Genomic DNA, 13727 nt, shown 5'->3' with positions numbered 1-13727 from the left:
AACTTTTAGTTAGAGTTTGATCCTAGCTCAGGATGAACGCTGGCGGCGTGGATAAGGCATGCAAGTCGAACGGACTTTATTTTACCAATGGTGCGATTATATCAAATCAAAGGTTGTTTAAAGTTAGTGGCGAACGAGGTAGTAATACGCAGGAACTTCCCCCAAAGTCGTGAATAATCCGGAGAAATCCGGACTAATACACGATGGTCTCGCAAGAGTAAAGAATTTCGCTTTGGGAAAGGCCTGTGCGGTATCAGCTAGTTGGTAGTGTAAAAGACTACCAAGGCTATGACGCCTAGGGGAGCTGAGAGGCTGACCCCCACCGATGGTACTGAGACACGGACCATACACCTACGGGTGGCCGCAGTCGAGAATCTTCCGCAATGGGCGAAAGCCTGACGGAGCGACGCCGCGTGATCGATGAAGTCTTTCGGGATGTAAAGATCTTTTATGAGGGAGAAAGTTTATTGATGTTACCTCATGAATAAGGGGTTGCTGAACTCGTGCCAGCAGCAGCGGTAATACGAGTGCCCCAAGCGTTATCCGGAATCACTGGGTGTAAAAGGTGTGTAGGTGGCTGTGTTAGTCTCTTGTTAAACCTCTTGGCTCAACCAAGAATCTGCGAGAGATACGGCACAACTAGAGGGCGCGAGAGGTGAGTGGAACTTATGGAGTAGGGGTGAAATCCGTTGATACCATAGGGAACACCGAATGCGTAGGCAACTCACTGGTGCGTTCCTGACACTGAGACACGAAAGCGTGGGTAGCGAATGGGATTAGATACCCCAGTAGTCCACGCCCTAAACTATGTTCTCTAGCTTTTCGGAGTATCGACCCTCTGAGAGGCGAAGCTAACGCGTTAAGAGAACTACCTGGGGAGTACGGCCGCAAGGCTAAAACTCAAAGGAATAGACGGGGACTTGCACAAGCAGTGGATCATGTGGTTCAATTCGATGACAAACGAAGAACCTTACCAAGATTAGACATCCAGACGAAGCATCTAAGAAACTAGATGCGCCTCACAAGGGCGGCTGGACAGGTGTTGCATGGCCGTCGTCAGTTCGTGGTTTGAATTGTTCCCTTAAGTGGGGTAACGAACGCAACCCTCGTTGCCTGTTATATTTTGTCAGGCGAGACTGCCCCCCACGACTTCTTAAAAAGATTTGAGAAGTGGTGGGGGGGAGGAAGGCGAGGATGACGCCAGGTCCGCATGACCTTAGATATCTTGGGCTACACACATGATACAATGGGCACTACAACGGGTCGCAATGGAGTAATCCGGAGCCAATCCTTATAAAGGTGTCCTCAGTTCGGATTGAGGTCTGCAACTCGACCTCATGAAGATGGAATTGCTAGTAATCGCGGGTCAGCTATACCGCGGTGAATACGTTCTCAGGTCTTGTACTCACCGCCCGTCAAGTCAGGGGAGTTGGGGGTACCCGAAGCCTGCCCTCGCGGCAGTCCAAGGTAAATTCAATAACAAAGACTAAGTCGTAACAAGGCACGGGTAGCGGAAGCTGCTCGTGGAATATTTCAAAAACCAATCTCTGCCTTTATTGGCAGAAGATGAGGTCGGTCTTTCGCCTCAAAGCGAAAGGGCATATGACTCTTAATGCCTAAATTGAGTCTGACGGCTCGGAAAGACGAGCATAAAAACGGAACAAAACAGAGAATGTTAAAAGAGCGCCCAACAGGGCGCTTTTTCGTTTTATTTAATATAATACTATTGACATAATGTCAATAAATATGATATAATATAATGTAGAAATAAGTAAAGTACATTACAAATTCATACTCTACCGGTTATACAAAAGGAGGAACATATGCGTATCAAAGCGCTGTTTTTTATTCTCGTTTCTGTCTTACTTGGTGTTTCTACCACATATTCGTGGGCAGAAATGCCGAGCGAACAACTTCTCAACGCACTCGAATTGAAAGAGTCGTCGGGAGGAATCAATCAACGGGGTCCGGTACTCAGGACGGGTCGTCCGTACGGACATCTGCAAATCCGCCAACCAGTATGCGATGACGTCAACAAGCGTCACAAGACGAATTACAAACCGAAAGATACGGTAAATAATCCGAAACTTTCGCGAAAAATCTGTCGCTTGTACCTTGATATGTACGCGACAAGAAAACGTCTTGGACGTACACCAACCGACGAGGACTTTGCCCGTATTTGGAATGGTGGTCCGAACGGATGGAAAAAGTCCGACACAGTTTCGTACTGGACAGGAACGGAGAAAAGAAAAGGTGTAAAATTTTACCTCCAGCATTTCAACGAAATGGTGAAGGTAAAAAAAGAGAAAAAACACGGTCTTGAGCTCGCGCTTGAGTACGTGGGTTTCGGAAATGTGTTCAATAAGGACGGTTTAAGCTGGTGTGCCGACTTTGTTGTCGCTATTTTCAAAGGTAAACTTCCTGTTGAACCATCCCGTAGCGCAAAAATTCTCTGGAAAAATTTTCAAGAAGCTGGTCTGACGACAAAGAATCCGTCACCTGGCGATCTAATCTTTTTCTGGAGAGAATCACCGCGTTCCTGGAAGGGACACACGGGTGTTATAAAAGAAGTAACAGAAAACCACATCGTAACCGTTGAAGGCAACATAAAGGGAAAAGTTGTTGTACGGACGTACAAACGCAATCATATTCCCCGCCTTCTTGGATACGGGAAAGTAGTATAACTTCCGGTAGAGTTACAAAGCCCTCAAGTTGAAAAACTTGAGGGCTTTTCTTTTATGCTTGTTTTAGGGCACCTTTTTTGTTACTTTAATGTGTATCTTGGGTGTGTTATCGTGATATTCTAGTGTGTAATTCGGGCGCATAGTTCAGTGGTAGAACGCTGTCCTGATATGTAAACATGTAAATAGTTCGTTCGGTTAAAATGAAAATGGTTATTTGAAATATATAGTGCTTTGCGTGGGCGCATAGTTCAGTGGTAGAACGCTGTCCTGATAAGACAGAGGTCCTTGGTTCGATTCCAAGTGCGCCCACGGAGAGTATTATATACAGCCATTTTCATTTTTCCCTCACTGCTATTTATAAGACAGAGGTCCTTGGTTCGATTCCAAGTGCGCCCACTAAAATTTGGTCATCACGAGCCTATCGACTTCTCAAGAGTTAGAAGATAGAATGAAAGTAGTTTATTAAGAGGTTTTTACCAATAAAACTTTTAATCTAATGGGAGAAAATATACGGAAGGAAAAAAATGCATGGGACCTGGCTAGCAGGGAATTTGCTCACTTTTCTTATTTTGCAGGGTTTGTTTTCTTAGTCTTCCTCATCCTTTACCTCCTAAAGACTGAATATGGGTTTGTAAACATTTGGGAAGTCTTGTTTTCTCTCGTAATTGTCCTATTTTGGTACACACTAGCCCAATTATTTAAAAAACGAGATAGAAAAGCAGTGATTCTCAGCTACATTGCGATACTCATTCTGTTTGTTTGGAATTTGCTGGACAGAGTAAATATATTTGCAGTTTTAATTTTTGGTTACTTACTATATCGTGTGTATATGGCAGATAAGTCAAAAGCACCTCTTTCAGCCGGTATGGACACTGATACGATTAACTAGTTATAAGAGTTATCACTTAAATAAACTTTATGTTTGGAGATAATAGACCAAAAGTGTCGGAAGAAGAACTTAAAAAAGCCAAACAAGAACTTTTTAGTAAAGGCATAGACAAGAAAAAACTCGACCAGGTTGAGAAGGTGTTCCATGGACACATGGACGAACCGGGCAAAGAGCATGGCATTGATGGGGGTGAAATTACGGCAGGTGCGGGGTATATGCGCGAACACAAAAAAGATCTTGGAGTGACGGACAAAGACGTCAACGACATTGAAGAGGGAATGCGCAAGCATCTCTAGATTCTTATAGCGGATGTGATAGTATTGTTTTTTCTCCCCGTAAGGGAGAAAATCTTTTTTTGCTTACATGTTATTGAAGAAAAAAACAAAGATTATCGCGACCATTGGTCCGGTAACGGAAAACGAGAAAACCATGACCGCCATGCTTGATGCGGGGCTTAATGTCATACGTCTCAATTTTTCCCATGGCAGCCACCCCGAGCACCAGCACCGCATCAACCTTGCCCGAAACTACACGAAAAAGACGGGAAAACCGGTTGCCGTACTCCAGGATTTATGCGGTCCGAAAATTCGCACAGGTGATTTTTACGTGGAACGTGTCACTCTTATACCGGGTGAAAAATTTATTTTTACCACGGAGAAGATTGTCGGTGATGAAAAACGCGTAAGTGTTAATTACGAACACCTCCCAAAAGAAGTCAAAAAGGGCATGCACATTTTGCTTGATGACGGAAAGAAAAAATTCAAGATTTTGAAGGTTTCAGGGAAAGAAATTCACACCAAGATTCTCACGGGGGGAGAATTGAAGGGCCGTCGGGGGCTTAACGTTCCCGGAGCGTACCTTTCCGTAAGTTCAATGACACCTAAGGACAAGAAGGACCTTGAATTCGGAATCAAAAACGGCGTGGACTTTGTCGCACTTTCTTTTGTTCGTCGTTCTCAAGATATCAAAGAATTACGGGCTATTCTTGATAAAAAGAAATCTAATGCGGGAATCATTGCAAAAATCGAAACTCCCGAAGCCGTTGACCATATTGATGAAATCATCCGTCTTTCCGACGGAGTGATGATTGCTCGCGGAGACTTGGCCATAGAAGTGCCTGCCGAAAACGTACCGCTTATTCAGAAAATGATTATCAAAAAGTGCAACAGGGCGGGAAAGCCTGTCATCACCGCGACCCAAATGCTTGAGTCGATGATTAAGTCTCCGGTGCCCACGCGTGCGGAAGTTTCCGATATTGCCAATGCGATTCTTGACGGGACGGATGCCATTATGCTCTCGGAAGAAACAACGCTTGGCGAATATCCCGTTGAGGCTATAGAGGTCATGTCCCGCGTTGCATTGCACATCGAGAACGATTACTTGCACAAACAGCTGATTTCCGAACGCCGCGATGAAAATAGCGCCGATGCAAAAAACGTTACCGACTCGGTAACGGCCTCGGCTGTTTATATTGCCGAAGACGTAGGGGCCCGATTTATCATCGCGTTCACCAATTCGGGTTTTACCGCGCGCATGCTCTGCCGTTACAAACCGGAACAAAACATTGTCGTGCTTACCCCCAACGCATCGACGTTCCAAAAACTCACCCTAAGTTTCGGTTGTTATCCGGTCCTCGTGTCACACTCAAAAGATTTTTCAAAAGATTTCAGCAACGTTCTGTTTGACGCGAGAAATTTTTTACTTAAAAACAAACTGGCTAAAAAAGGGGAACGTATTGTTGTTGCAACCGGTGTGCCTTTCGGAAATGCCGTGCGCCTTGCGGAAACCAATCTCGTACTTGTCGAGGAGCTTTAATTGAGAAGCCCAAAAGCGCCGAAAGGCGCTTTTTCATTGCTGTATAATTAGAAAATGCAAAAAGAAAGCGGGAAGAAAATAAAAAATTTTGGTGCTCTTGCGCATACCCCGGAACGGAAAGCAATACTCTCTATCGCGGAGGCAGGGCTTAATGCTATTGATACGGAAACTGTTTTCAAAAAAGGCGTCTCTCTCAAAGAAAACTTTTTGAAAATAAACAATACAGACTTCTCTCTTTCAAGCGCTAAGCGTCTTTTTATTGTGGGAGTGGGTAAAAGTTCCGCTATCGCGGCCCGCACGCTTGAAGAGACGTTTGGTGACCGATTATCTGGCGGAATAGTATTGAGTATTGATGAAACATTCTCCTCATCAAGAATTACATATCTGCAGGGAGACCATCCGTTTCCTACCAAGCGGAATGTCGATGCTACCGAAAAAATAATTGCCTTCCTGAAAGAACGTACGAAGGATGACATGGTAATTTTTATTGTTTCCGGCGGCGGTTCGGCTCTGCTTTCCCAGCCGCAGCATATAGCGGTTGAAGATGAGGCGGAACTGATAAAAGAATTATTTAAAAAGGGAGCGACAATACAAGAACTCAATACCGTAAGAAAACATCTCTCTTTTGCCCGAGGCGGATTTCTTGCGCAGTACACCCATCCTGCGTCTGCCATCTCGCTTATAATGTCCGATGTGCCCGGCAATGATCTTGAATTTATCTCTTCCGGGCCGACGGTTAAAGACAACACAACAATACATAACGCTTCAGAGGTTCTGAAAAAATATTCAATACACATCGTTCCCGACGCTTTTGTCGAAACACCCAAGGATGATCTGTATTTTAAATCCGTATCGAATATATTATTTCTGTCCAACAAAACTGCTCTTGAAGCGATGAAAAACAAGGCATCTGAGCTCGGATATACAGCAGAAATTGTTACTGATTCTTTATCGGGGGAAGCTCAGGATGTTGGAGTACAGATAATCGAAAAGCTTCATCATTCTGCTTCGAGAACGGTTCTTTTGTATGGCGGTGAAACGACTGTCACAATGAAAGGCGAGGGCGTAGGCGGCCGCAACCAAGAACTCGTACTTGCCGCGCTTTCAAAAATTTTGGATGGCGAAAACCTTCTCGCAATCGCTTCAGACGGAAAGGATAATACGACATTTGCCGGCGCGCTCTGTGATACAATTACTCTCAAGAAGGCGCAAGAAATGGGCCTTGATGTGGGTTTTTTTCTCACTCATTACGACTCAATGGCATTCTGGGAAAAGACTGGTGATTTCATACAAACAGGTCCAACCTCTTCAAACGTTTCAGATTTGATTATCGCTCTTAAGAAATAATATGGACAAAACTACCGCTCATATCCTTTGGTTTTCAAACCTTTCCATCGAGGATGTCCCGCTTGTCGGAGGTAAAAACGCCGCATTGGGAGAAATGGTTTCAAATCTTTCCAAAATGGGCATTGCGGTGCCCGACGGCTTTGCCGTTACCGCTGCCGCATACAATTATTTTCTTGATTCGACGGGATTGCGGGAGAAAATAAAAAAAGAACTTGAAGGCCTTGATACGAAGAATATTTTCAATTTACAAAGAAAAGGAAAGGCCGTTCGGAATATCATTTTGCGTTCAAAGCTTCCCGAAGACCTCGAAAAAGAAATTCTTGAGGCGTACAAAAAGCTCGGTGAAATGTATTTCGAAAATCTCGATACCGCTGTGCGTTCATCGGCGACAGCCGAAGACCTGCCGGATGCTTCTTTTGCTGGACAGCAGGAAACCTATCTTAATGTTTCCGGCGGAGCAAATATTTTGGAAGCAATAAAAAAATGCATTGCTTCACTGTTCACCGACCGGGCGATTTCCTATCGGGAAGACAAAAAATTCTCTCACTTCGACATTGCTCTTTCTGTCGGTGTCCAGAAAATGGTCAGAAGCGACAAGGCTACAAGCGGAGTCGCATTTTCAATAGATACCGAAACTGGGTTCGATAAAGTCGTTGTCATTAACAGCTCGTACGGCCTGGGTGAAATGGTGGTGCAGGGAAAAGTAACTCCCGACGAGTTTACCGTTTTCAAGCCTGCACTCAAGGAAGGACTTGGCGGAATTATTGCCCGTGATTTAGGCGAGAAAGAAGTAAAGATGATTTACGATGGCCGAGGAACAAAAATTGTTGATGTCCCACGCGCCGACAGGGAACGTTTCAGTATGACCGATGAGGAAGTAACGAAACTCGCTTCATGGGTAGCGAAAGTCGAGGAGTATTTTTCGCAAAAACGGGGGCACTACCAGCCGATGGATACCGAATGGGCGAAAGACGGCGTAACAGGGGAATTATTTATCGTGCAAGCCCGTCCGGAAACCGTGCACTCAGTCAGAAATAAAAGCATGTATCGCGAATACCGCCTTCTTGAAAAGGCCCAGCCGATAGCTGTCGGCACCGCTGTCGGTTCGAAAATATCGACAGGGCAAATTCGAATCATCAGAGATGTTAAAAATATAAGCCAGTTTAAAGAAGGGGAGGTTTTGGTAACCGAAATCACCGATCCCGATTGGGAGCCAATCATGAAAATCGCATCGGCCATTGTCACAAATAAAGGCGGCCGCACAAGCCATGCGGCAATTGTGTCGCGCGAACTTGGAATCACCTGCGTCGTGGGAACGAAGAATGCCACGGATACGCTTCAAAACGGAGAAGATGCAACGGTTGACTGTTCATCAGGAAAAACGGGATACGTGTATAAAGGCAAGGTGCCATTTGAAGTTGTTGAAAACGACCTTGGCAGTATTCCGGAAATAAAGACAAAGATAATGGTAAATATCGGAACTCCGGACGAAGCGTTTGAAAAATATTTTCTTCCCGTAAAAGGCGTGGGCTTAGGCCGTTTGGAATTTATCATCAACGAACATATAAAAATCCATCCGAACGCACTCATTGATTACGAGAATTTGAAAAAAGAAGGCGCTACCGACAAAACAAAGAAAGCTCTGGCGGAAAAAATAGACGCACTGACAAAAGGATACGAAGATAAAACAAAATTTTATGTTGACGAGCTTGCGGAGGGGATAGCGAAAATCGGCGCGGCATTCTATCCTCACGAAGTGATTATCCGTTTTTCCGATTTCAAGACAAACGAATACCGCACGCTTCTCGGCGGAGACCTCTACGAACCCCACGAAGAAAATCCAATGCTCGGATGGCGGGGTGCTTCGCGCTATTACGATCCGAAATTCAAGGCGGCTTTTATGCTTGAATGCAAGGCGATGAAACGAGTCCGCGAAGAAGTCGGTCTCAAAAATGTCGTGGCTCTTATTCCATTTTGCCGAACTCCTGAAGAAGGGGCAAAGGTACTTGAGGCGATGAAAGAAGGGGGATTAGACAGAGCAGTTGACCCGACACTCAAGGTTTATCTGATGTGCGAAATTCCTTCAAACATTCTTTTGGCGGATGCCTTTTTGGACATGTTTGACGGAATGTCCATCGGTTCAAACGACCTTACCCAACTTACCATGGGGCTTGACCGGGATTCGGAAACCGTAAGCAAGATTACGAATGAAAACAATGAGGCGGTGAAGGCGTTTATCGACACAATCATTCGCAAATGCCGCGAGCGGGGAAAGTATATTGGCATATGCGGACAGGCCCCGTCGGATTTCCCCGAATTTGCCACTTTTTTGGTGGAACGGGGGATTGAAAGCATTTCGCTTTCGCCCGACACAGTTATTAAGACATTGTTTAAAATAGCGGAGAAGGAGAAAGAACTTAATCGTGTATAATTTTTTAACGTATGAAAATCGGGGTATTTAAATACGAAGATTGGGAAAAAGAACATTTGGAAAAAGGTTTGCGAGGAACGCATGAGATTGTTTTTTTTACTGATTGTCTCACAAAAGATTCGGTCCTTGCTGATACCGATTTTGAGACTATCCTTGTTTTTGTCGATTCGGCTGTAACTGCCGAAACGCTGAATAAATTCCCGAATCTAAAACTTGTCGCCACTCGCTCAACCGGATACGACCATATCGACCTTGCTGCGGCAAAAGAAAGGGGAATTACGGTGGCGTACGTTCCCGCATACGGAGAAGAAACGGTGGCAGAATACACATTTGCGCTCCTTCTGTCTTTGACAAGGAAAATATATGAGAGTTACGATAGGGTGCGTGAAGAAGGAAGTTTCGCTCTCACTGGTCTTCGGGGAGTTGACCTCAACAAAAAAACAATCGGGGTTATTGGGACGGGAAAAATCGGGAAAAATGTCATCCAGATTGCCAAAGGCTTTGACATGAATGTTATCGCCTACGATCCGTATCCCAGCGAAGATTCCGCAAAAAAATTCGGCTTCTCCTACAAATCTTTTGAAGACGTACTCAAAGAAAGTGATGTAATTACTATCCATGTTCCATATATGGAAAGCACGCACCATCTGTTGAATGGAAAAGCTTTTTCTCTTATGAAAAAAGGAACATATCTTATCAATACAAGCAGAGGAGGAATTATAGAAACCACCGCTCTTGTGGATGCTCTCAATAAAGGAATCATTGCAGGCGCCGGGCTTGATGTCCTGGAAGAAGAAGGAGCTATAAAAGACGAACTGCATCTTCTCACGGAAGGACACTATAAAGAGCATGATTTAAAAACCGTTCTTGCCGACCATGTGCTTATTGATATGCCAAATGTGATTGTTACCCCGCATAACGCTTTTAATACTAATGAGGCATTACGTCGCATTACCGATACAACAATCCAAAACGTGAATAATTTCATGTCTGGCGGGGAAGTGTTTACTGTGAAATAAATTCGTTAACCTTTGACCCTCCCGTTTTTATGTGTTAATGTCTGCTCAAATCAGATGTTCTTTAAATTTGGAAAATAACCTTAACCCCGGAAGGAAGGAGGTTTTACGTGGAATCTAAAACAATTGAAAAAACAGTTTCCCCCTTTGTTGTTGCATTTGAAAATCCACATCAAGCAAAACGAAAACTGCGAATTGCTTGGCACCTTGAAGAACCAGCTCGTGAGTTTGTCTGGTCTCAAAGGAGTTTTCTTTCTTCCCGTCTATTTCTTCTTGCTTGTGGTTTGAGAAAGATACCAGATGGTTTCATGAAGGAAGCAAGACGGGAAGTTTGTCTTTTTGACAAGGGAATGACCTATCTTCATCTGCCTGTTCTAGGCGCCTATACCATTAGAGTTTTTATTGTCTGGCCAGAAGGTGAAAGTAACTGGTGGATAGAAAGAAATTTCGTGAAAAGATTAACCTTTATTGACTCATATACTAAACACTATAACTGTGGTGTTTTGGGTTATTTAGGAGAAATCGACAGGTTTCATCTCCTTGCATCGGAAAAAGACGGAGCAGGTCATTGGCTCCACAAGATGCGGGAAAGTGTTATGGGTCCGGACTATTACCTCTACGACCTCAACGCCTCAATAGAGGTAAATGTCGAGATGTAATGCTGCTTTATCTACCCCGCTTCTTATTTTTAGAAGCGGGGTTTTTGTTATAGTAAGTCAATGGATTTTAAGGAATTTTTTAAGGGTAAAAGAATGACTGTTATGGGGCTTGGTCTTCTTGGGCGCGGGGTGGGTGACATCGCTTTTTTGGCTCAATACGCACAACACCTCATTGTTACGGATTTAAAAACAGAAAAAGAGCTCCTGCCAAGCCTAAAAAAACTCAAGAAATTTAAAAATATCACTTACCATCTTGGCGGTCACCGGCTTGAGGATTTTAATGGTGTTGATTTAGTGATTAAAGCCGCTGGCGTACCTCTTGATTCTCCATATGTTGCGGAAGCTCGAAAACACGCTGTTCCCGTTAAAATGAGCACCTCACTATTTACCCGACTTTCTCCCGCGACAATTATCGGAATTACCGGTACCCGGGGCAAATCGACAGTCACTCATCTTGTCTACGAAATACTCAAATCCGCAGAGAAAAACGTATACCTTGGTGGCAATGTGAAAGGGATTGCCACACTGCCCCTTCTTAAGAAAACAAAACCGAAAGACCTTGTTGTTTTGGAGTTGGATTCCTGGCAGCTGCAGGGCTTCGGCGATTCAAGGATTAGTCCTCACATCGCAGTCTTTACGACATTTATGGAAGACCACCTCAACTACTATAAAGGCGATATGCGTGTGTACTTAAAAGATAAGGCAAATGTCTTTCTCTATCAAAAAAAGAAAGATTTTCTTGTATTGGGAAAACATGTTTCTTCTATGATACGAAAAACATACGGGGGAAAAATACAGTCAAAGATTATTTCTCCCGCACGCATTCCTTCAACATGGAAAGCGCATTTGCTTGGACAGCATAATAAAGAAAATATTTCCCTTGCAGTCGCTGTGGCGGATGTTTTAAAAATTCCAAAGGCCGTGACAAAAAAAGCCGTTGAAAATTTCAAGGGAGTTTCAGGCAGAATGGAATTAATAAAGATATATAAAAGAATTAAAATATATAACGATACGACCGCGACAACACCCCACGCAACACTCGCAGCGCTTAAAGCCCTTTCACATAAGAAAAACATCATTTTGATTATGGGCGGAGCGGATAAAAAAATCGAAATGACGCAATTGCTGTCGGAGATTCCGGCGTATGTAAAATCACTTATCGTTTTGCCGGGTTCTGGAACAGATAGAATTTCACAAGGCATCAAAGACCTGTCTGTTCCCACTAAATGTGTGCAGAGCTTGAAAGAAGCTTTGCAAGAAGCTCTACGTGGAAGCAAAAAAGGGGATATTATCCTTCTTAGCCCTGCTTTTGCTTCTTTTGGGTTGTTTAAGAATGAGTTTGACAGGGGGGAGCAATTTAACCGTTTGATAAAACAATTATGAGTGTTGACTTGAAAAACATATCCGCCGCCCATTTTATTGGTATTGGCGGTATCGGAGTATCTTCTGTTGCGCGAATGTTTCTCTTGCAAGGAAAACAAGTCTCGGGTTCCGACCTTTCTGTCTCAAAAATCACGACAGAATTGGAAAAATTGGGTGCGCGCATATCCCAAGGACATGGTGCAAAAAACATTCCGGAAAATACCGAACTCATTGTATACACGATCGCTATTTCAAATAACAATTCGGAATTTCTGGAAGCAAAAAAGAGAGGATTGCCGGTGCTTTCATACCCCGAGCTCCTCGGATTGATTTCAAAAGACAAATATACCATTGCTGTTTCCGGCACTCATGGAAAGACAACAACAACCGCAATGATTGCAAAAATTCTTCTCGATGCGCAACTTGACCCGACTGTTATCGTAGGAAGCTTTCTCCTCGATGAGAAAAGCAATTTTATCGCAGGAAATAGCGATTACTTTATTGTCGAAGCATGTGAATACAAACGCTCATTTTTAAACATACATCCAAAAATTATCGTCATCACAAATATAGACAACGACCATCTTGATTACTACAAAGACATAAACGATATTCAAAGCGCTTTCAGGGAATTTGTCCAAAAACTTCCCAAAGACGGCACAGTTGTCTGTAACCCTGCAGACCCGCTCATATATCCCGTTATCGAACATACAAAAGCAAAAATCGTAGATTACACATCATATCCAAAAGCAGAACTTTCTGTTCCGGGGGCCCACAATCTTTTGAATGCCCAAGCTGCACAGGCAGTAGGGGATATTATTGGTGTTACGAAAGATAAAACCCTTCTTGCGCTTTCCGAGTTCAAGGGCACGTGGCGACGATTTGAGTATAAAGGTGAGATGCAAAACGGCGCATTGGTCTACGACGATTACGGTCACCATCCGACGGAAATTTCCGCTACCCTTTCGGCCGCTCGCGCCATGTTTCCGAATAAAAAGCTTGTTGTCATCTTCCAGCCCCACTTGTACAGCCGGACAAAAATCCTCCTTCCACAATTTGTTGAATCTCTGAGAGTGGCTGATGAGGTCTTTCTAGCGCCTATTTACGCCGCCCGGGAAAAATTCGACCCAGCAATCTCTTCCAATACCCTGGCGAAGCTGCTTTCCGACGAAAATATCCCCGCAGCGGCTTTTACCGACCAAAATCTGATGGTACAAAGAATAAAAAAAGAATTTTCAGACAAAAACAGCCTTATCCTTACTATTGGGGCGGGAGATATATACAAAATAGGGGAATTATTGCTTAGCGCGACGAGAGAAGAGAAAACATTCTGATGTTTGCACTTCCGAGTTAGCGACAGCAAAAAAGCCCATGTCTTCAACTTTTATTACGACAAGCGAGGAGCGCGTGGACAATTCCGATTGTACACAGCGTCCGAGTCGAAGTCGTAACAAAGGATTTAATACCCCGCCCCTCTGGGGCGGGAGAGAGCGAGTCTTCGAGCACCAAATGGGTGCAGGGCTT

General features: G+C 44.0%; 10 protein-coding genes, 1 tRNA gene and 1 rRNA gene. All 12 read left to right on the top strand.

All coding sequences use genetic code 11. The features are described 5' to 3' along the window. Positions 1 to 4 precede the first annotated feature (4 nt). The 12 genes from Q8O71_01540 to murC all read left to right on the top strand — a co-directional run bounded on the left by Q8O71_01540 (position 5) and on the right by murC (position 13537). Positions 5 to 1539 (top strand): 16S ribosomal RNA (locus Q8O71_01540). Between the two features lie 284 nt (positions 1540 to 1823). Beyond that, positions 1824 to 2684: a CHAP domain-containing protein gene (locus tag Q8O71_01535; protein MDP2705063.1), complete on the top strand. Its 861-nt coding sequence runs from the start codon at positions 1824 to 1826 to the stop codon at positions 2682 to 2684. 237 nt (positions 2685 to 2921) lie between these two features. Beyond that, positions 2922 to 2993, top strand: a tRNA-Ile gene (locus Q8O71_01530). A 187-nt stretch (positions 2994 to 3180) separates the two neighbouring features. Then, entirely contained in the window at positions 3181 to 3573 is a 393-nt protein-coding gene (locus Q8O71_01525) for a hypothetical protein (GenBank protein ID MDP2705062.1), read from the top strand. Between the two features lie 29 nt (positions 3574 to 3602). Further along, the gene (locus tag Q8O71_01520) at positions 3603 to 3869 is read left to right on the top strand and encodes a hypothetical protein (GenBank protein MDP2705061.1); all 267 of its coding nucleotides are present in this window, start codon (positions 3603 to 3605) and stop codon (positions 3867 to 3869) included. 67 nt (positions 3870 to 3936) lie between these two features. After that, positions 3937 to 5388, top strand: a complete 1452-nt coding sequence (gene pyk, locus Q8O71_01515; GenBank protein MDP2705060.1) for a pyruvate kinase — start codon at positions 3937 to 3939, stop codon at positions 5386 to 5388. 54 nt (positions 5389 to 5442) lie between these two features. Next, on the top strand, positions 5443 to 6735 hold the full coding sequence (locus tag Q8O71_01510; GenBank protein ID MDP2705059.1) for a DUF4147 domain-containing protein: 1293 nt from the start codon (positions 5443 to 5445) through the stop codon (positions 6733 to 6735). Position 6736: 1 nt separating this feature from the next. Beyond that, the gene (ppsA, locus tag Q8O71_01505) at positions 6737 to 9166 is read left to right on the top strand and encodes a phosphoenolpyruvate synthase (GenBank protein MDP2705058.1); all 2430 of its coding nucleotides are present in this window, start codon (positions 6737 to 6739) and stop codon (positions 9164 to 9166) included. A gap of 11 nt (positions 9167 to 9177) precedes the next feature. Then, positions 9178 to 10185, top strand: coding sequence for an NAD(P)-dependent oxidoreductase (locus Q8O71_01500; protein MDP2705057.1), 1008 nt, complete (start codon positions 9178 to 9180; stop codon positions 10183 to 10185). A gap of 107 nt (positions 10186 to 10292) precedes the next feature. Beyond that, on the top strand, positions 10293 to 10841 hold the full coding sequence (locus Q8O71_01495) for a hypothetical protein (GenBank protein ID MDP2705056.1): 549 nt from the start codon (positions 10293 to 10295) through the stop codon (positions 10839 to 10841). A gap of 60 nt (positions 10842 to 10901) precedes the next feature. Further along, positions 10902 to 12224: a UDP-N-acetylmuramoyl-L-alanine--D-glutamate ligase gene (gene murD, locus Q8O71_01490; protein ID MDP2705055.1), complete on the top strand. Its 1323-nt coding sequence runs from the start codon at positions 10902 to 10904 to the stop codon at positions 12222 to 12224. 8 nt (positions 12225 to 12232) lie between these two features. Beyond that, positions 12233 to 13537: a UDP-N-acetylmuramate--L-alanine ligase gene (murC, locus tag Q8O71_01485; GenBank protein ID MDP2705054.1), complete on the top strand. Its 1305-nt coding sequence runs from the start codon at positions 12233 to 12235 to the stop codon at positions 13535 to 13537. Positions 13538 to 13727 lie beyond the last annotated feature (190 nt).

This window comes from bacterium (assembly GCA_030690305.1).
Classification (GTDB): Bacteria; Patescibacteriota; Minisyncoccia; order Phycocordibacterales; family JAGLPS01; genus JBBUCK01.
Note: the sequence above shows the minus strand (reverse complement) of the source record. Positions and strands in the feature narration are given on the sequence as shown.